At 47.9% G+C, this 21014-nt stretch carries 16 protein-coding genes; 4 read left to right on the top strand and 12 right to left on the bottom strand.

The window, feature by feature from the left end:
* Window positions 1–155: 155 nt before the first annotated feature.
* Window positions 156–2942, bottom strand: a complete 2787-nt coding sequence (locus tag KNQ18_RS01460) for a putative bifunctional diguanylate cyclase/phosphodiesterase (protein WP_214805457.1) — start codon at window positions 2940–2942, stop codon at window positions 156–158.
* 138 nt (window positions 2943–3080) lie between these two features.
* Window positions 3081–3503: a CBS domain-containing protein gene (locus tag KNQ18_RS01455; protein WP_029342568.1), complete on the bottom strand. Its 423-nt coding sequence runs from the start codon at window positions 3501–3503 to the stop codon at window positions 3081–3083.
* 466 nt (window positions 3504–3969) lie between these two features.
* Between KNQ18_RS01455 and KNQ18_RS01450 the strand changes: the two genes are divergently transcribed.
* Complete coding sequence (locus KNQ18_RS01450) at window positions 3970–5127, top strand: helix-turn-helix domain-containing protein (protein ID WP_214805459.1); 1158 nt, start codon at window positions 3970–3972, stop codon at window positions 5125–5127.
* A gap of 101 nt (window positions 5128–5228) precedes the next feature.
* Window positions 5229–7358 carry a bifunctional glycosyltransferase/CDP-glycerol:glycerophosphate glycerophosphotransferase gene (locus KNQ18_RS01445; protein ID WP_215083639.1) on the top strand — a complete coding sequence of 710 codons (2130 nt, stop codon included), beginning with the start codon at window positions 5229–5231 and terminating at the stop codon, window positions 7356–7358.
* A gap of 57 nt (window positions 7359–7415) precedes the next feature.
* On the opposite strand, the gene KNQ18_RS01440 is transcribed toward KNQ18_RS01445, so the two are convergent.
* The 10 genes from KNQ18_RS01440 to KNQ18_RS01395 all read right to left on the bottom strand — a co-directional run bounded on the left by KNQ18_RS01440 (window position 7416) and on the right by KNQ18_RS01395 (window position 19480).
* On the bottom strand, window positions 7416–8339 hold the full coding sequence (locus KNQ18_RS01440; protein WP_215083637.1) for a hypothetical protein: 924 nt from the start codon (window positions 8337–8339) through the stop codon (window positions 7416–7418).
* Window positions 8340–8680: 341 nt separating this feature from the next.
* The gene (rlmD, locus tag KNQ18_RS01435; protein ID WP_035396153.1) at window positions 8681–10039 is read right to left on the bottom strand and encodes a 23S rRNA (uracil(1939)-C(5))-methyltransferase RlmD; all 1359 of its coding nucleotides are present in this window, start codon (window positions 10037–10039) and stop codon (window positions 8681–8683) included.
* A gap of 25 nt (window positions 10040–10064) precedes the next feature.
* Window positions 10065–11027 (bottom strand): diacylglycerol kinase, encoded by a 963-nt coding sequence (locus KNQ18_RS01430; RefSeq protein WP_029342573.1) that lies wholly within the window; start codon window positions 11025–11027, stop codon window positions 10065–10067.
* A 147-nt stretch (window positions 11028–11174) separates the two neighbouring features.
* Complete coding sequence (gatB, locus tag KNQ18_RS01425) at window positions 11175–12608, bottom strand: Asp-tRNA(Asn)/Glu-tRNA(Gln) amidotransferase subunit GatB (protein WP_215083635.1); 1434 nt, start codon at window positions 12606–12608, stop codon at window positions 11175–11177.
* A gap of 14 nt (window positions 12609–12622) precedes the next feature.
* A complete protein-coding gene (gatA, locus tag KNQ18_RS01420; RefSeq protein ID WP_215083633.1) occupies window positions 12623–14065 on the bottom strand; it encodes an Asp-tRNA(Asn)/Glu-tRNA(Gln) amidotransferase subunit GatA in 1443 nt (480 codons plus the stop codon).
* Between the two features lie 15 nt (window positions 14066–14080).
* Window positions 14081–14371, bottom strand: a complete 291-nt coding sequence (gatC, locus tag KNQ18_RS01415) for an Asp-tRNA(Asn)/Glu-tRNA(Gln) amidotransferase subunit GatC (protein ID WP_023469336.1) — start codon at window positions 14369–14371, stop codon at window positions 14081–14083.
* A gap of 200 nt (window positions 14372–14571) precedes the next feature.
* Window positions 14572–15789, bottom strand: a complete 1218-nt coding sequence (locus tag KNQ18_RS01410) for an Nramp family divalent metal transporter (RefSeq protein ID WP_215083631.1) — start codon at window positions 15787–15789, stop codon at window positions 14572–14574.
* Between the two features lie 137 nt (window positions 15790–15926).
* The gene (gene putP / locus KNQ18_RS01405; RefSeq protein ID WP_149427818.1) at window positions 15927–17438 is read right to left on the bottom strand and encodes a sodium/proline symporter PutP; all 1512 of its coding nucleotides are present in this window, start codon (window positions 17436–17438) and stop codon (window positions 15927–15929) included.
* Between the two features lie 79 nt (window positions 17439–17517).
* Entirely contained in the window at window positions 17518–19062 is a 1545-nt protein-coding gene (gene pruA, locus KNQ18_RS01400) for an L-glutamate gamma-semialdehyde dehydrogenase (protein WP_029342578.1), read from the bottom strand.
* A gap of 130 nt (window positions 19063–19192) precedes the next feature.
* Entirely contained in the window at window positions 19193–19480 is a 288-nt protein-coding gene (locus KNQ18_RS01395; RefSeq protein ID WP_023469340.1) for a HesB/YadR/YfhF family protein, read from the bottom strand.
* A gap of 122 nt (window positions 19481–19602) precedes the next feature.
* On the opposite strand from KNQ18_RS01395, the gene KNQ18_RS01390 reads away from it, so the two are divergent.
* Together KNQ18_RS01390 and bcp are read left to right on the top strand one after the other, a co-directional pair.
* Window positions 19603–20442, top strand: coding sequence for a hypothetical protein (locus tag KNQ18_RS01390; RefSeq protein WP_087681395.1), 840 nt, complete (start codon window positions 19603–19605; stop codon window positions 20440–20442).
* Between the two features lie 13 nt (window positions 20443–20455).
* Window positions 20456–20905, top strand: a complete 450-nt coding sequence (gene bcp / locus KNQ18_RS01385) for a thioredoxin-dependent thiol peroxidase (RefSeq protein WP_214805469.1) — start codon at window positions 20456–20458, stop codon at window positions 20903–20905.
* Window positions 20906–21014 lie beyond the last annotated feature (109 nt).

Genomic DNA, 21014 nt, shown 5'->3' with positions numbered 1-21014 from the left:
CTTGACTCCTACAGGAAAAGAAAGCATGACTTCCGCTTTCGTCAGGGTTAGGTAAGACCTGGCACACCGCATGGAGTGCGTGGTGCCGCGGCTTACCCCCGCCTGTGGAAAGCAAGGATGACAAAAACGTTTGTAAAACGACCACAGGGCTCATTTCATTCAGATAGAAGCTTTTCATGGTACCTCCCGTACCAGACCCGAAACTCGTCAGCTGGAATCGGTCTTGAATAATAGAATCCTTGCGCATACTCACAGTCAAGCACTCGTAAATGATCCGCTTGTTCAAGTTCCTCGATTCCTTCAGCGACGACGTCATACTTCAACGTATGAGCAAGCTTGATGATCGTCTCGATGAGCGGTGCGTTCGAACACGCATCCGGACCGCTGATGAACGAACGATCAATTTTCAGTCGCTGGATCGGTAATCGACTTAAGTACGACAAAGAAGAATACCCCGTACCAAAGTCATCGATCGCAAGACGATATCCCATCTGGTGCAACGTCTGTAAGGCGTCAAATACGCGTGTGTCTGAAAAGACACCAAACGATTCCGTAATTTCAAGTTCCATCCGTTGTTCAATCCCTGGATGAATTTCTCGAACATCGGTCAGGTAATCGACGATCCGACCGGAGACGAGCTCTTTGACGGATAAGTTCGCCGAGACACGCAGTACCCCAAGTTCCGTGTCCTTCCACTCCTCGACTTGCCGAACCGTCTCGGCAACGACCCACATCCCGATCTCTTCAATCAACATCGATCGTTCGGCAATCGGAATGAAAATTGCTGGACTGATCATCCCACGTTCAGGATGGAACCAGCGCAGGAGAGCTTCACAGCCATCGACTTGACCTGTCGCAAGATTGATTTGTGGTTGATAGAACAGTTGTAACTCGTTCTTTTCAATCGCTTCTCGTAATTCACCTTCGAGGACGACCGATTCAAGATACTCGGCACTCATCCAGGACTCGAACCAGACTGGTCCACCCTCTGTCTGTTGTTTCGCATGCTGCATCGCGATATCGACCGAGGACAACAAGGAAGTAACGGCTACTGCATCATCGGGATAACGGACCATACTCATACTTATGCTGACATTGACGTATTCTCCGTTGATCTCATAGACATGTTCGATGACTTGCTTTAATTTTTGGTAATCGACGATATCCTGTTGTGCGACTAATACGGCGAATTCGTCTCCACCGATTCGCGCCGCTTGTCCTGTTCCGATGAAATGATGCTTGAGGCGATTCGCGAGATCTTTTAGAATCTGATCCCCTGCACCATGTCCATAGATGTCATTGATACGCCGGAATTGCCGGACGCTGATGGTGACGAGCTCTCCCGGTTGAGGTGCTTTTAATGCGTCTGCCATCTTTTGCTCGAAACCATTCCGGTTCAGCAAACCCGTCAACATATCGAAGAGTGCGAGTTGTGTAATCCGTTCTTCCCGCCGGAACTGATCCGTTTCATCATGACAAGATAAGTAGAGCGCAACACCTGTATCGTCCTCTTTATTGGTAACGTGGATGATGTTGACGAACATATTCAAAATTTCTTCATTGAAGAGCATCTTACAGCGAATCGTTTGACTATGTCCTTCAAGCGATCGTCTCAATGCTCGCCGCATCCGATTCAAATCAGCCGGATGGATCAATTCTTCAATCGTCCATCCTGCCGTTGCCTCCGTCAATTGTCGAAAGCGTTCGTTTCCGTTTAATATCGTATAGTCGGATGATAAGGCAAGAATCGGGTCGGTATTCTGCGAAAAGAGTGACTCGATTTCTGCTTTCTTTTGTTTGATTTCTTTTGTCTTCGCATCGCTATGGTCTAATAAACCAGCAATGATAGCTGTCATCGTTCGAAACGCTTGAACGACGGGTTGAAAATCATTTCGCTCCGGTACGTCATAACCAGATTGCCGACGGTCTTCAGCAAAGGTATTCGCTTCTCCCTTCAATAAAGAAAGATCTTGGCGGAACGCACGTAATAACGATAAGGTCAACATCAGTAATCCAAGAATCAAGATGCTGGTTGCGCCAAAGAGGAGCCAGGCATTACGAATGATTTGATTTCCCCGATCCTGCATTTCTTGTGCGACTTGGTTGAGTTCTTGATCATACAGACGATACATGCTGGATTCATACTGTTCAGCTTGGTTTGCTAACGCAGCATACGTCAAGCTTTCTGGAGCGCGCAATAGGTCATCGAGCGTTTGTGTATAAGCATCCATCTGTTCCCGCATGATTGCGATATCCTGACGTCCTGAATCGTTGTGAAGCGGAATCACATCATACAGGGATTTAATGAGCGATTCCTGTCGCAGTGGCAAATCAATCCGCATCTGTTGGATGCGTAACCGATCAATTGAGCTAGGTTCTTCTTTTTGTCGAGCATCCTTCAAGATTTCAGCGGACTTTCCAAGCTGTTCTTCCATCAGAATCAGATTGGAGAACACATTATAATAAGACCCTGTCTCTTTACTCAATACGAGCTGATTAAAGATGATTTCACTTTTGAAGTTCATCATCGTCGTGAAAAAGCGATGATTCGATTCGTATCCTTGTCGTTGTAGTTTCTTAATCTCTGTTAGGACTTCTTCGCGTGTCGACTCGGTCGCTTTCATATTCGGAAGTCGATCCGTTAGTTGTTCTAGTGCTTGGTCGGCCCGCTTTGAAGCTTGCGTCAAATCGGCGTCGTCATTCAAAGATGAAAAATAATAGCGCGTCACTTCTTGTTCGGCATGATTAAAAGGTGTCACTTCAGCAATTGTTTTGCCCGATGCCTTGAAGCGATACCCTTCATCCAATGTTTTCGTCAAATGCTGACACGCGACGATCAATGCTAACAGACCGATGATCGCAATCATCCATGAGAACGTTTTATAGTAGGAGCGTCTTCGAAAAGCTTCTACGATGAAGACTGGTGATAAACGTCGCAACACATCGTCCTCCCTAAATTGTCATTATGCTTCTATATCGTCGCCTCCTCCCATTTCCTGAAGTCGTTTTGGGTCAATAAAAAGCACTTCTTTCCACATTTCTGTGAAAATCAGTGCTTTTTTTACTAGTTTTATTTTTTTTTAATAACTGACGTTCTCACGCGCTACTTTTTTAGCAAAATAATCGATAATATCACGTCGACGGATGATCCCGATAAAATGTCTACCATCATCAATGACGGGCACGAAATTTTGATCCGTGATGACTTCAATCATCTCTTCCATTTGTGCTGTAATCGAAACTGGTTTATAACGGACACGTTGTTTAATATCAGTTAATCGTGTCTGCAAGACGTGGTCGTAATCGGCATGCTCGAGATTTGCTTCGAGCGCCCACAAGATATCACCTTCTGTCAGCGTTCCTGCGTATTTCCCTTTATTGTCAACGAGTGGGACCGACGTAAAACGATGATGTTTCATCTTTTCTAGTGCTTGTCTGACCGTTGACTCAGGATCTAAATATTTCACCTCATCTTTAGGTAATAAGAAAAAAGCAATATTCATTTCTGTTCCTCCCTAGCCACTCTGTGACACCCTTTTCATTTTATCATGAACCTTGCGTTGATTCATTTCTCAAATGATGAAAATCTCCACATAATTCTTTCATATTTAGTTTTACTATATCCCAATATTCCAAGTAGACAGGAAAAACTGACCAGTGACGTTTAGGCACTGATCCAACGCATGAAAGAAACCTCTGACACCGTAAACACGATTTTCGCTTTGACGAATGAACTCATTGCAGAAATCATCTGTCCAAAACAATCATTTTTGCCTAAAGAAGCAACTAACACGTTACTGGATGTTGAACGACACGATTCAGATTCAAAAGACTCCTTAGTTCCATCTGGTTGATTTGTAGCGAAGCCTTTTTCCGGAAGACTTCGGTTTTTCTTGGTTCGTTCTCGACTATCCGCGAAAGAGGACATACACTAGAAGCAATCCACTTTATTTCGAAAGGAGTCGTGTCATGAATCGCTTGTCGACATCCGACTTGACGCAAGTCGCAGAGCACCTTTACGGGATGACCGGTTTTTTTGTCACGTATCGAGATCGTCATGGTACTCCGCTTGCTCTACGTCCAGAAGCTCCACCTCATCCGGGAACCCTGCCGATTGAGAATGAATGGCCCGTTCTTAAAAAGACTCCTTTACTCTATACCCTGAAAGATGGTACAGCCTACCTCTTTTTGGACGTTCCGGAACAAGGTATGTATCGAATTGGTCCTGTTTTATTACAATCCGCTCTCTTTAGGGCGCATATCCAAGATGAAGCCTATCACCAGTTTTATAAGGTCTTGCCGCGTACGACGGAGAACCGATTGATTGACTGTGCTCACCTGATGTATCGCTTGTTGCACGGGGAACCATTGCCGAAGCGCGAAATCGAACAACTGTCTGATATTCAGGAAGCTGAAATCCCACTCGTTGCGGATGCACCGTCCCATACAGGGGTGACCGCGTACCGAAAAGCATGGCAACGGGAGCAACAAATCATCGACTGGATCGCGACGGGTCAAAGCGAGCGACTCGCAACGACTTATTCGTTACCTGCTTATGGTGAATTCGGCACACTCGCACGGCATCAACCGTTACGCGCAGAAAAGAACCTGTTGCTCGGAACCGTCCTATTGAGCGCACGCGCTGCGATTCGCGGTGGACTAGAACCGGACGAAGCGTTCTCCCTAAGCGACCGGATGATTGAGACAATCGAAGCCGCGACGAGCATTGCCGAACTCCGGAATCGTCATGTCCGGATTACAGTTTCGTTCGCAGAAGCCGTCAAGGAACTCCAAGCGCTGCGGCACTCGCCTCATGTACTCGCTGCGATTCGCTATATTCAGCAACACCTGTATGAACCGTTGTCCGTCTCATCAATCAGCCAAGCCATTCATGTCTCGTCCAATTACTTGTCCGTTCTGTTTAAGGATGAGACCGGTCTGCCACTCGCCCGGTATGTCATCCGGGAACGCATTCGGGAAGCGAAGCGTCTCCTGCGCTCGTCCGACGACTCGTTGCTGACGATCTCAAATAAGTTGCACTTCTCAAGCCAAAGTCATTTCAGTCAAGCCTTCAAACAGACGACTGGCGAGACACCGACACATTACCGGCAACGAAGTGAATTTTAAGAGAGTCGTGCCTTTTTTTCGTTTTGTGATATCCTATTCAACAGGAACTATTTTCGTGAATCCGTTTTTGACGGATTCTTTCATCAAAAAGGAGAATCAACATGAACTCAATTAGTGTCATCATTCCTGTCTATCAAACTGAATCACAAACGAAGGCAGCCATTCAATCCGTTCTCGACCAGAAGGTGTCGATCCCGGTGGAAATCGTCGTCGTCTTTGACGGACCAAGCACATACATCGATGAGCTCCGTTCTCTCTATCTGACATGTACGATCGTGGAACAGGCGCATCAAGGAACTTACGCAGCACGTCGACGTGGTCTTGAAGTCGCAACAGGTGACTACGTTACCTTCCTCGATAGTGATGATATCCTCGCACCACGTGCACTCTATACGTATATCAAAGCCTATGAGAAATCACGCGGTGAAGTCATCATCGGCAAGGTCTCACCTGTCTACAACAAGAAAAAATGGCTCATGCCGATCGATGATGATCGTTATTTCTTCTATACTCGTACGAAGTTCAATTCGCGTCATTTGACGACGATTCACGGCTGGATGATTAAAAAGGACTTGCTCAATGATCTACCTGTTCTTGAGACACGATGGTTCGCCGATACGATTATCGCCCATACCATCATTTCGAAACTGACGAACCTGACATCGGTCAGTTATGTCGTCTATGGTCGAAACTCACGTAGTACGCCACTTGAAGGACAATCGCTCTACCAAGCGCGTGATATCACGACATTATCCGATATCTCACGGATCTACGGTATGTTATCTGCCCATACGAAGGATAACGACGTTCAAAAATTCTTAAATACGTGGTACAAACGTTTCATCTCAAAACGTGGTCGAGCATTGCTTGAGCGCAGTACATCAAAAAGCCAGCAGACCGACGTCTTCCGTCATGTCGCTTACGACTTGAGACGGGCGAAGACACAAAGCAAGTATCTGCAGGCATGGTCGACGGGTTCGTATATCATGTTCCGTTCATATATCACTGCTGTTAAGACAAAGCAGACATTACGGACGGCACGACGTAAAAAAATCAAGAACGGTCTCATGCTCTATCGTCTGTTCCAAAAGATGCCGGTTAAAGAGAACCTTGTCTTATTCGAGAGTTTCCTTGGACGAAGCTATTCCGATAATCCGAAGGCCCTTTATCTGAAATTAAAAGAACAACGCCCTGAACTTGAGCTCGTCTGGATTTTCGCGAATGAGCCTTCAGATGACGTCAAGGAAGCTTGCCCAAACTGGGTGCTCAAAAACAGCTTCGCGTATTACCAAGCGATGGCACGTGCGAAGTACTGGATCTTCAATACACGTCAACCGCTCAGCTTAACGAAACGCGAAGAAACGATCTACCTTCAAACGTGGCACGGCACACCATTAAAACGACTAGGTCTCGACATGGAAGAAGTCCACATGGCAGGAACGAACGCGACACGCTACAAACGGAACTTCTACAATCAAGCACAGGAATGGAACTACTTGATTTCTCCGAATGCCTATTCGAGCGAAATCTTCAAGAGTGCGTTCGGGTTCCAAAATACGATGCTTGAGACAGGTTATCCGCGAAACGATCTCTTGTATGCAGACGATCAAGCTGGTCTCATCAGTGAAATCAAAGCACGTCTTGATATCTCAGCTGACAAGAAAGTCGTCTTGTACGCACCAACATGGCGAGATGACGAGTTCATCGCGCGCGGAAAATACCGCTTCGATCTCCAACTCGACTTGAACGAGATGCAGGCCCGACTCGGTGACGATTATGTCGTCTTGCTCCGGATGCATTACTTGATTGCGCAAAACATGGATATCAGTGGACACGAAGGCTTCGCCTACGACGTCTCTTCGTATGGTGATATCGCAGAGTTGTATTTGATCAGTGACGTCTTGATCACTGACTACTCGTCTGTCTTCTTCGATTACGCCCACTTACAACGTCCAATGATCTTCTTTACGTACGACCTGGAGAAATATGCGTCGACGTTACGTGGATTCTATTTCGATTTCGAAGAAGTCGTTCCAGGACCACTATTGAAAGAGACGGACCAAGTCATCGATTATATCGAACAGATCGATACGAAATCCGTCGCTTACCAAGAAAAATATGATCGCTTCCTCGAGCGATTCTGTAGTTTGGATGACGGTACGGCAAGTGAACGTGTTCTTGCTGAGTTGTTCCCGAATGCAAGCCCAGCAGATGCTGAAGATGCTGAATAAGGAGACACAATGAAAAAGGAGAAAGATGCGCTTTTGCGCTCTTTCTCCTTTTTCGTATCATCGTCTACGATACGGTGCAATCCGCTCTTCAAATTCAGGGTGAACGAAACTAGGGCGTAACGATAAGACGACCTCACCGAGGAGATGTTCTACCACGTCGTCCCATCGTTCGACGATCTCAGAAGAGGTCTTCGCAGATACATCCCCCTCTTCGAGTAATGCTGTCTCATCCGTCGTTCTCATGAAGACCCACGTATCATCAGATCGTTTGCGCCCCATCAAGGTGATACGTCCACCTTCCATCCGGTATAGAAGGATTCGCTCCCATTGACGCTTCCGACTCGGTATCATGACTTCACGATGTCGCGCGATGATTTGCTCTTTGATCGTTTCCCGGCTAGCAACGAGATTCGGACACAGATGATAAAAATCATCTGTTCGTGGATGCTTGATACCAAAGTGAGGAATACCCGACGCTTCAAGACGCTTCAACCATTCTTCTTTCGCTTGTCGCAGATGTGTCCAGCGAACAAGATGACTTCGGACGCCCCATCCCGTGATCACGAAAGGATGTCGACGCAATTCTTCGACTGACGCAAACAACGTCTGCTTTTCAAAAGAGGTTTCCTGACAGAGTTCTTCGAAACGATTGATCGATGTGACATCATTGCCATGTTGCATCGGGAATAGATTGTATAGATGAAAGCGTCCCGATAAGGCTTGTCCTTCGTAGATACCTTCTACGATCCGGATGATTTGTCGCATCGTCTCATCCAATCGACCAATTTGACCCGTCGCTTGTCCTGCCGTATCAAGTTGCTGACGTAATGTAGGATCCACCGTCGCAGAACCTGGATTCAACATCAGGCACGCACCGAGAGACGTCTCACTCTCACCCCACTGGATATATGTATGATAGCGATACAATACGTCTTGCTCTAGCCGGAATGTCGCATACACTTGAACATCGTTAGTCGTCATCATGAACCCTCCTATACTTTTATATACAACTTGATTATTTTACCATATAGAGGTTCTTATTTACTTTCATTTATACATCAGGTCAATCAAAAAATGAAGCTGACCCACAAGTCATTCTCTACAAAGATAAGGATGGCAGATCATCATTCTGCCATCCTTATCTTTGTAGAGAATGACGCGTCACACGCCACTCCTACAGGAAAAGCGCATTTATGCGCTATCAGAGACGAACAAGACCCGCTTTCCTGCTCAAACGAAGCAGGAAAACTGGCTTGTGTCTCGCCTGAGGAAAGGGCGTGAAAAGACGCGTCATTCTTTTTTAAGTCAGTCATATGAACGTTTTAGTTACGGACGAACAAGGCAACGCTCTCGACGTGTGTCGTATGTGGGAACATATCGACCGGCGTCACTTCGACGAGTGTATAACCGAGCTCTGTCAACAACTTCGCGTCACGCGCTTGAGTCGACGCGTTACATGAGACGTAGACGATCCGCTTCGGTGCAACATCCGCAGCAGCACGCAAGAATTCTTCGTCACAGCCTTTACGGGGTGGGTCGACGACGATGACGTCCGGTTGAATACCGGCTTTAACGAGATCCGGCATGACCTTCTCAGCTGCACCGTACTCGAATGTCACGTTCTCGATCCCGTTCGCTTGTGCGTTCCGGCGTGCATCATCGATTGCTTGCGGTACGATTTCGATACCGTAGACGTGCTTCGCTTGTTTAGCGAGTGACAAGGAAATCGAACCGATACCACAGTAAGCATCGACGACTGTCTCATCGCCTGTCAACTGAGCGTACTCGAGCGCTTTCGCGTAGAGTTTCTCTGTTTGCAACGGGTTGACTTGGAAGAACGAATGCGGTGAGATCTCATACGTCAATCCAGCGATTTGATCGCGGATGACGGACGGTCCGTACAAGACGACGTTCTTTTTCCCGAGAATAACGTTCGTATCATCCGGGTTGATGTTGTGCTGGATCGACGTGACATTTGGTAACGCCTTTAAGATCCCTTCAACGATTTTATCGATCCCACGCAGTTGTTTGACCTTCGTGACGAGAACGACCATCAACTCGTTCGTGTGGTACCCATGACGTGCCATGATATGACGAATGACGCCTGCTTTTTTCTTCTCGTCGTACGCTGGGACTTTTAAATCAGCGAGGACTTTACGAACCGCTTGGACGGCTTCGTCGTTTTCTTTGTTTTGGATCAAGCAGTAGTCCATATCGATGATCCGGTGACTTCGTTTTTGATAGAAGCCAGCCATCAATTTGTTCGATTGGAAGGCGACCGGTACTTGTGCTTTGTTGCGGTAACCCCAAGGATCTTCCATCCCGATCGTCTCGTGGACGGGAATTTCAAGGCCTGCCAGGCGCGCGAAAGCGTCACGGACACGGTTGTGCTTGAACTTGAGTTCTGCATCGTATGATAAGTGTTGTAATTGGCAGCCGCCACACTGGTTGTAAACCGGACAAGGCGGCTCGACACGATCGACACTCTTCGTCTTTTGACGGATGATGCGACCGAATCCGTAAGACTTCGTCGTTTTCGTGATCTTGATTTTGACCTGCTCCGTCGGCAATGCGCCCGGGATGAAGACCGTATATCCATCGATGCGCGCGACCCCTGATCCTTCATGCGTCAGGTCGACGATCTCGACGACGTGTTCATCGTTCTTTTGTACTGGAATCATGAATATCCTCCTTAAAAACCTCGCTTCACGCGAGGTTCGTTTCTGCTTCTTGTAGTTGTGTATTGATTTGTTCCATCTCTTCGATCCGGAACTTTGGTGTCATGACTTCGAAATGAGAGCGAAGATTCGTCATCTCGCCTTCGCAAATGCCGCCAAACTCACCATCGATGTTCAAGCTCATCTCTGATGTATTCTTCATGCGGACGAATGAGGTCGTGACATGCTCGATGCAAGGGTCCGAGAAATGATCCCCTTTTAAGGCAAGACGCATGACACGAATCAGTTCGACGAGGTTACATTTCTTGAGAATGAAGAGATCGAACCGACCGTCATTGAGTGACGCGTTCGGTGACAATTTCTCGAATCCGCCGACGGAGTTCGTATTGGATGTCAAGAACAGCATGACTTCTCCTTTGAATATACCCTTTTCATGCTCCAGTTCGACATATGTCGGTCGGATTTGCGGAAGTTTCTCCATCCCTTTGACGTAGTACGCGAGCTGTCCGAGTGCCGTCTTCAGCTTCGAAGGCACTTCGTATGACAGTTCTGTCATGATGCCACCACCAGCGATGTTGATGAAGTAATGGACGCCTGCCGATCCTTCAATCTTACCGATATCGACCGGCATCGTATGTCCTGTGCAAATGACATCCATCGCCCCTTCGATCGTCAATGGAATACGCATCGCCCGACCAAAGTCATTCGTCGTTCCAACAGGTAGTACACCAAGCTTCGGACGTTTGTTGTAGGCAGCCATTCCGCTGATCACTTCGTTCAACGTACCATCGCCGCCTGCTGCGACGACGAGATCAAATTCTGCTTCGCATGCTCGTGCTGCTTCATACGTCGCATCGCCGACCGCTTTCGTCGAGTAGACAGATGTCTCATAACCCGCTGCTTCGAGTCGGTCGAGGATATACGGTAAATTTCGTTTAACCATCTCTTTCCCGGAAGTCGGGTTATAAATCACGCGCGCTCTAGGTCTCATAAGATTTTCTCCTTTTTGACTCAACCGTTCATTTGATACATAACTGTTTTATTTTACATGAACTCTCGAGACATTACAAAGCCAAAAAAGACAGCGTCCGTTTCCTCGCAGAAGTAAAGGAGGAACGGACGCTGTTCGATCAGCTACTTATTTTAATTTTTCAAGCTCTTCATAGAAGAGTTGATCCAGGAGGGCAGGGTTCGCCATTCCTTTTGTTTTCTTCATGATTTGACCGATGACGAAGCCTTTCTTCCGGTCACGTCCACCGAGTAATTCCTCGACGACGGCTGGGTTCGCTTCGAACATCTCGACGATGAGACCACGTAGCAATCCTTCGTCTGAAATTTGTGCAAGACCGTTTGCTTCGACGTATGCACGTGGCTCGACACCTTCTTCGACAACGGCCGTGAAGACTTGTTTGGCGATTTTCGAAGAAATCGTACCGCTTGCGATCAAGTCGATCATCTCTGCCAGACGAGCTGGTGTCATCTTGACTGTTTCGAACGTTTCCGTCGATTTATTCAAATGACCTTGGATCTCACCGATTGTCCAGTTGGCTGCTGCTTTCGGCTCTGCGCCTGCTGCCAGTGTCGCTTCGAAGTACTCTGCCATCTCACGTGTGACCGTCAGTTGTTTCGCATCATACGCCGAAAGACCGAGTTCTTCTTGGTAACGAACGCGACGTGCATCTGGAAGTTCCGGGATACCGGCACGAATCGCTTCTTTCCAATCGTGATCAAGTACGAGCTTGACGAGGTCAGGCTCTGGGAAGTAACGGTAATCCGACGCCCCTTCTTTGACACGCATAAGGACGGTTTGTTTTTTCGTCTCATCGAAGCGAAGTGTTTCTTGACGCATCACACCACCTGCAAGCAACAACTTACGGTGACGATCTTCTTCGAACTCAAGACCTTTTAAGACGTTTCCGAATGAGTTCAAGTTTTTAAGTTCTGTTTTTGTACCGAACTTCTCTTGTCCGTATGGGCGAACGGAGATGTTACAGTCACAACGAAGTGATCCTTCTTCCATCTTGACGTCCGAGACGCCTGCATATTGCAAGACTTCCTTGAGACGTTCGAGGTAGGCGACTGCATCTTTCGGTGAACGCATGTCCGCTTCACTGACAATCTCGATGAGCGGCGCACCTGTCCGGTTGAAGTCGACGACTGAGTGATTAGCACCCGTGTGGTTCATCTTACCAGCATCTTCTTCCAGATGGACACGTTCGATTCGGAAGCGTTTCGTTTCGCCATCGACTTCCGCATCAATGTAGCCATCGAAGCCAATCGGTTGATCGAACTGTGAAATTTGATACGCTTTTGGCGTATCTGGGTAGAAATAGTTCTTCCGGTCGAATTTCGTTTGATCGGCAACTTGGCAGTTAAGTGCCATTGCTGCACGAACAGCGAGTTCAACGGCTTTTTCGTTGATTTTCGGCAAGACGCCCGGATGTCCAAGACAAATCGGACACGTTTTCGTGTTCGTCTCCGCGCCGTATTCCCGAGCACAACCACAGAACATCTTCGTGTTCGTGCTCAGTTCGGCGTGGACCTCGATCCCGATGATCGTTTCAAAGTTCATGATACATTCGCTCCTTATAACTTCGGAAGCGCGAATCCACCTGTCGCAAGCTCAAACGCATGCGCAGCGCGATAGATCGTCGCCTCATCGAAATGTTTTCCAATGATTTGTAAGCCGACCGGAAGACCGTCGACGAATCCAGCTGGAACCGAGATTGCTGGGACACCCGCTAAGTTGATTGGAATCGTCAAGATGTCATTCGTATACATCGTGACGGGATCATCCAGTTGTGCACCGAGTTCGAATGCTGGTGTCGGTGCTGTTGGTCCGATGATGACGTCATAGTTCGCGAGGACATCGTCGAAGTCTTTTTTGATCAACGTCCGAGCTTGTTGTGCTTTTTTATAGTAGGCATCGTAGTAACCTGAGCTGAGCGCGTACGTTCCGAGCATGATCCGGCGTTTAACTTCGTCTCCGAATCCTTGTGAACGGGAATACTTGAAGACATCTTCAAGTGCATCCGCTTCCGCACGGACTCCGTAACGAATGCCGTCAAAGCGCGCGAGGTTCGATGATGCTTCTGATGAAGCGAGTAAGTAGTACGTCGCAAGCGCATATTTCGAGTTCGGAAGTGACACCTCATCGACCGTCGCACCGAGTGCTTCTAGTTTTTGGATCGCTTCACGGATGTTGGCTTTGACGCCTTCACTGACACCCTCACCGAAATATTCTTTCGGAACAGCGATCTTCAACCCTTTGATATCACCTGTCAACGCTTGTGTGTAATCCGTTGTTGCGACGTTCGCAGACGTCGAATCCATCTCACAGTGTCCTGCGATCGCGCTCAAGAGATACGCGTTGTCTTCGACTGTTCGTGTCAACGGACCGATTTGGTCAAGAGACGACGCGAACGCAACGAGACCGAAGCGTGAGACGAGACCGTATGTCGGTTTCAACCCGACGACACCACAATAGGCAGCCGGTTGACGAATCGAACCACCTGTATCCGAACCAAGGCTGAACAAGACTTCGCCTGCTGCGACAGCTGCTGCTGAACCACCCGAAGAACCACCTGGAACGTGTTTCGTATTCCATGGGTTGCGGACCGGTTTGTAGGCTGAGTTCTCGTTTGAAGAACCCATCGCGAACTCATCCATGTTCAATTTCCCGATCGTGATCGCTCCTGCTTCATGCAGACGCTCGATGACCGTCGCATCATGAGCCGGTACGAAGTTCTCGAGGAATTTCGAACCACATGTCGTCGTCATCCCTTTCGTGACGATGTTATCCTTGACGCCGATTGGAAGACCAAACAATGGATTTGCTTCATGTTTCGCGACATCATCCATTCGTTTTGCTTGCTCGAATGCTTCTTCGTTCAATGAAAGAAACGCACCGATTTTTCCATCGACGCGGTCGATTTGATCAAAGGATTCTTGGACGAGTTCAGAAACTTTGACTTCGCCATCCTGAATGAGTGTGTGTAGTGTTTTGACACCATGTTCAAAAAGTGACATCGGGTCATTTCCTCCTTATTCGAACACCGCTGGGACGCGGACTTGTCCGTCTTCCCAATCGGGTGCGAGTCGTTCTACTTCCGTACGCGGAAGTGATGGACGTACTTCGTCCTTACGTAGGACGTTCTTTAAATCGAGGACATGAGTCGTCGGTTCGACGCCTGTCGTATCGAGTTCATTTAATTGTTCAGCGAACCCAAGAATCTTCTCGAGTTGTCCTGTGAATTGTGCTACTTCTTCATCTGTCACGGCAAGGCGTGCCAAATGCGCCACGTGGCGGACTTGCTCCTCATTAATCTTTGCCATGTCATTCCACCTCCGGAACTTTTGCGATATATTTTACACTATTTCTAATCATAGCACTTTTCGTCCAGACAAAAAAGACGATGGTGCATCGGGGGGAGGTCCGCACCATCGTCCTTATAGGGGTAGCAAAGCTTCCGGGCGGAAAGCTTCTAGTTATGAAATACCCGCTTTAAATCAGACGAAACAGAAATACTGAATATTCATACTAATACATCGACGAGCAGATAGACATTGAAGACGATGACAATCGAGACGATCACCCAGGCCAACGCGTTCATGAACCGACTATTCCGGTGTTCTCCCATGTACCGCTCACTTGCTGTCGCCCGGATCAACGGAATCAGAGCGAACGGAATCCCGAACGATAAGGCGACCTGGCTGAGAACGAGTGCCCGTGTCGGATCAAAACCGGAGAACAGCAACAAAATTGCCGGCAACATCGTCACGGTCCGTCGAACGAACAACGGTAATTGGAGATGAAGGAATCCACGCATGATCGCGTCACCTGACATCGTGCCGACGCTTGAAGAAGCGAGACCCGAGACGAGTAAAGCAATCGCAAACAGATACGGCGCAATGCCACCAAGCGTGACATGAAGTCCCTCGTAGATTGCTTCAAGCGAACCCGCTTGGTATGACGTGCCATAAAAAACACTTGCTGCGATGACGAGCATCGCTCCATTGACCGCTCCGGCAATCAACATCGCTCCCCAAATATCGAAACGCTGAATCCGTAACATCGACAATTTATTTGCAACGTGCCCCATCCGTCGTTTCGTTAAATCGGAATGGAGATAGATCGCATGCGGCATGACGGTCGCTCCGAGCATCCCGGCAGCAAGGACGATGCTCGACGTACCTTCAAATCCCGGTAACAATCCTGCCGATAGATCACGAAAGACCGGATGAACTTCAAATACTTCAATCGCAAAAGCAGCGGCGATGATTAAAACAAGAACGGCGATGACAGCTTCAAAATGCCGGAGTCCTTTTTGCTCAAAGCCAAGGATGACGAACGACAAGACCGCCGTCAATAATGCCGCCATCCGTAAATCGATTGCAAACAATAAATGAAATCCGAGTGCGGCTCCGACGAACTCTGCGAGATCGGTCGCCATCGCGACAAGTTCCGCTTGTATCCAGTAGAAGAAGCGCGTGACCGGCGATAACTCTTCCCGGATCACTTCCGCTAAACTGAGATTGCTGACGATTCCGAGCTTAGCTGATAGGAACTGAATGACGACGGCCATCAAGTTCGAGGCGACGATGACCCAGAGCAGTAAGTAGCCATACTGGGCACCTGCCGTCATGTTCGTCGCGAAGTTTCCCGGATCGAGATACGCGACGGCAGCGACGAACGCTGGTCCAAGATATGTCCGTTTTCTTGGTAAATCTTGTGTAAGTGGCTGTGTCGCCATCTCGTTCACCTCACTTTTGGTTTTTATTATACGCTTATATTGCCCAAGTGCAACAAATATGTTTATGGTAAATAACAACGTATGAAGTGAATTAAAAAGGGATGTTTCCTGTAATCAGGAAACATCCCTTTTGTTAGTTAGACGATCTTCCGCTCTGGTTCTGCACCTTTTAGCTGTGCTTGCACTTGATCGAATTCATCATAGATCGCTTGACTCGGTTCCTTCGTCACGAGACTACCGACGACGAGCGCAACAGTCGAAGCGAAGAAGGCTGGAATCATCTCGTACATCTCAGAAATGTAGAATGGCAACCCTTCGACATTTTGTTTGATGAGAATCCAGGCGATGACGACGACAGATCCCGTAATCATCGAAGCAAGTGCTCCTGTCTTGTTCATCCGGCGCCAAAGCAAGCTGAACAGAACGACTGGTCCGAACGCGGCACCGAAACCAGCCCACGCATAACCAACGAGAGTCAAGATCGACTTCTGTGCACCGAACGATAAGAGAATCGCTAGAGCAGCGACGACAAGGACCATCACGCGCCCCATGACCATCAATTCACGATCCGAAGCATTACGCTTGAAGAAACGTTGATAGAAATCATTCGTTGCCGCACTCGAAGAGACGAGTAGCTGTGTCGAGATCGTCGACATGATGGCAGCAAGTAAGGCTGCAAGCAACAGTCCCGTAATGAAACCAGGGAAGAGATCGCGTGATAATTGAATGAAGACATTCTCTGGTTCTCCTAAAGGACTATTTTGTTGCGTGAAGTAGGCATATCCGATCAAACCTGTCACCATCGCTCCAACGATTGAGAACGTCATCCAGATCATCCCAACGCGACGTGCTGACTTCATCTCGTGTAAGTTCCGAATCGCCATGAAACGAACGATGATATGCGGCTGACCAAAGTAGCCGAGTCCCCATGCGAGTAGCGAGACGATCCCAATGACCGTCGTACCTTTGAATAACTCGAGCTTTGAACCGTCCGTCGACCGGATCGTTTCGAGCGTCTCGTTGATCCCACCGCTTAAAGCGAGGGCAACGCCTGGTACGATCAGCAACGCGATGACCATGATCATCCCTTGGACGACGTCCGTCCAACTGACAGCAAGGAAACCACCGAGGAAGACGTATGCGATGACGACGCCCGCTAAAATCCAAAGACCTGTCGTATAATCCAGTCCGAAAACCGCTTCGAACAAACGACCACCAGCAACAAAACCACTTGATGCGTACATTATAAAGAATATTAAGATAACTCCAGCTGAAACGGTACGCAAGACACCACTTTTATCGTGGAATCGTTTTTCAAAGTAATCGGGAATCGTGATCGCATCCCCTGCATGTGCCGTATAAGCACGCAGACGCGGCGCGACGAGTAACCAGTTGGCGTAAGCACCAAGCAATAAACCAACGACGATCCATCCACTGGACAGACCAGTTGCATACATCGCACCCGGTAATCCCATCAACAACCAGCCACTCATGTCACTTGCTCCAGCAGAGAGCGCCGTGACGACGGGACCAATCGTACGTCCCCCAAGCATGTAGTCATTCATGTTCTTCGTCCGATAATACGCAATGACGCCTAGTGCGACCATCAGTCCGAGATACAGCAAAATCGCAAACCACATTCCGTTCATCCTTGCTCCCCCTTTTTTTCGTGATATAAGAAAAACGGGCATGCAGGTCGCACACCCGTTTCATCTATTAAACACCATTTCAGAACATTTCTGAAGTTGTTTTTGCTTGAAGATGTAAAGTCAAGTAATCCGGTCCGCCTGCTTTCGAATCCGTTCCAGACATGTTGAATCCACCGAATGGTTGGTAGCCAACGATTGCGCCTGTGCACCCACGGTTGAAGTAGAGGTTACCGACGTGGAAGTTCGCACGCGCGTACTCTTGGTTCGTCCGGTCTTGCGTGATGACAGCACCTGTCAATCCGTATTCCGTGTTGTTCGCGATGTCGATTGCTTCTTTGAAATCTTTCGCTTTCGTGAAGGCGACGACTGGTCCGAAGATCTCTTCTTGCATCAAACGATCCGTTGGTTGAACGTCCGCGACGACTGTCGGTGAGACGAAGAATCCTGTTGAATCATCTGCCGTACCACCTGCGACGATACGTCCTTCTTCTTTTGCGACGTCGAAGTACGACGTGATTTTCTTGAATGCTGCTGCGTCGATGACTGGTCCGACGTTGTTTGAGACATCCGTCGGGTTACCGATGCTGAGTTTGTTCGTGTTCGCGACGACTTTTTCGAGCAACTCGTCATAGACAGAGTCGAGTGCGACGACACGTGAACAAGCTGAACATTTTTGACCCGAGAATCCGAATGCCGCTTTCGTGATCATGTCCGCTGCGTAATCGAGGTCGGCCGACTCATCGATGACCATCGTATCTTTTCCGCCCATTTCCGCGATGACGCGTTTGAGCCAGATTTGACCTTCGTTTAGTTTCGATGCCCGCTCGTTGATGCGAAGACCGACATCACGTGATCCCGTGAAGCTGATGAAACGTGTTTTCGGGTGATCGACGAGGTAGTCACCGACTTCTGCCCCTGAACCTGGTACGAAGTTCAAGACGCCTGCCGGAAGACCAGCCTGCTCCATCACTTCGACGAATTTCGCTGCGACGACCGGTGTCGTTGATGCGGGTTTCAAGAGGATCGGGTTCCCTGCCACGATTGCTGCAACAGCTGTTCCAGCCATGATCGCGAGTGGGAAGTTCCATGGTGAGATGATGACACCAACACCGAGTGGAATGTAATCGTAACGGTTGTATTCGCCTGGACGACTCTCGACTTTTTTGCCGTCTTTTAAGACGAGCATCTGACGTGCGTAGTACTCGAGGAAGTCGATCGCTTCTGCTGTATCGGCATCTGCTTCGTTCCAAGGCTTCCCTGCTTCTTTGACGAGGTAGGCAGAGAACTCATGCTTCCGCTTACGGATGATGTTCGCTGCTTTGAATAGGACGTCCGCACGTACAGACGGATTGACGAATTTCCATGTTTCGAAGGCTGTGACCGCTGCTTGCATCGCTTCTTCTGCATGTTCCTGTGTCGCTTTCGAGACACGTCCGACGATCTCTTCTTTGTTAGCCGGATTGACGGAGACGATTTTATCTTCCGTCGTCACATGTTTTCCACCGATGACGAGCGGATAATCTTTGCCGAGTTCTTGCGTGACGAGTGCAAGTGCCTCTTCGAACGCTTTCTTGTTTGCTTCTTGTGAGAAGTCCGTGAATGGTTCGTGTTTGTACGGAATCATCTCTATTCCCCCTTTAATCTCTACTTTAAATCGCTTACATTCTCCATTGTACAGAAGCATGAGTCCGCTTACAATTATTCTAGTCAAAAAAATAGAGGAGCGACCGATTTGGTCGCTCCTCCGTTCTCAATTATTCCTTCGCTTGTGAAAAGACGATCTCTTCGTGTTCAATTGAAACTTTGACGTCTTGCCCTTGGAATAACCAATCATCTTGATCCGAGACGACGAAGTGAATGCCATCGACGACTTCTTCGACTGCTGCCCGTTCGACTTCTTCCATATGAACACCAACCGAGAAACCTTGTGTTAAATCCGTTGAGCCACCATATTTTGCGAAGAAGCGAATCGTATCGCCTGATTTTGCTTCCATCTCATCTTTAAAATATTGCAATGCCTCATCTGTAATATGAATTTTCATATCTATCACTCCCCTTTCGTTTAGTGTACCGATATCCTACTCAAAAAAGCGAATTTCCTGTATGGTAGAGACAAGATTAGCTATGGAAGCACCATGAAACATTCATCTTAGGAGGAATTCGAATGAAACGATCGCTCGTAGTGCTGCTTGCGACCAGTCTCGTACTCGTCGGTTGCGGAAACGATTCCCCGTCTTCTACAGATACCAAATCCCCGAAGACGACGGAAACGAAACAACAGAAGGCTGAACAAGCCGTTCTTGACGTCTATCAAACATACGAAAAAACACTCGGTCAATCCGGACGAGCAGATGCAAAAGACCTTGCATCGATTGAATATACGGGTGACGAAAAACAACTTGAACCGCTTGCCGTTGGTGCGAAAAACTTGAATGTCGTTCCCGGTAAGGTCGTCAAGTCGTTCCAAAAGGGCGACGTCGCCTATATCATCCACGAATTCAAGGATGCGAAAGGATCGATTCTCCCGAACCGAGGATCGAAGCTGTTATTGAAGAAAGACGACGAGTGGAAAATCGTCCTGACGCCTACGACATTCGATCCGTCCGTCTTCTCGACACTTGGTGACATGTTCACTGGATTTAACGCTGATGAGTATGGTGTCAATGCGAAGGCGGCTGATGAGATCGGAAAAACCGATGAAAAAGAGCAAGATGCCGTCTTTTCTCGCGTCAATGCGCAAACCGATTATATGGCGCTCGAGATGAACAGTAACATTCTGATGATTTATGGTGAGGCGCTCAAGAACGAAGGAAACCCTGAGACGCTCGTTGATTACTATCAAGACTACGCAGACTGGTATGAAGAAGAACAGCCACTCCTCATGAAGACGGCGAAAGCCGGAACGGATTATGAGAAGTACTTGATCGCACTCGATCCATTAAAAGAGAGTCTTCAAAAGAAGCTTGAGAAATATGCGGATCAATTAAACATGGAATTAGGATAAGGAGGAATTTTTCATGCAAGCACCTACATTCACCCTTCCGAATGCACAAGGAGAACCGATTTCCCTCGAGGATTATCGTGGAAAAAAAGTCGTACTCTATTTCTATCCGAAGGATTCAACGCCTGGCTGTACGACCGAGGCATGTGATTTCCGCGATGCGACGCAAGCGTTCGAAGAGAACAACACCGTCATTCTCGGTGTTTCTGCCGATAGTCAGAAACGGCATCAAAACTTTATCGCAAAATATGAATTACCGTTCCAATTGTTATCAGATGTCGATCACGAAGTGTGTGAGCAATATGGTGTCTGGCAACTGAAAAAGAACTACGGAAAGGAATATTTTGGAATTGTTCGTTCAACGTTTTTAATTGATGAATCTGGTGAAATCGTCAAAGAATGGCGCAGTGTGAAAGTAAAAGATCACGTCGCAGAAGCACTTCAGCACGTCCAAAAGCAGAAATGAGATTATGAACCAGTTGTTTCATACAACTGGTTCTTTTTGTATTCAATAATTTTAAAAACTCCTAATTTTATCCTTACATAAAAATAATTTTTCGTAAAAAAACGTTGGT

Origin of the sequence: Exiguobacterium sp. s78 (assembly GCF_018618985.1) — a bacterium.
In the GTDB taxonomy this organism is placed as follows: domain Bacteria; phylum Bacillota; class Bacilli; order Exiguobacteriales; family Exiguobacteriaceae; genus Exiguobacterium_A; species Exiguobacterium_A abrahamii.
This window is presented reverse-complemented; position numbering and strand designations above follow the sequence as displayed.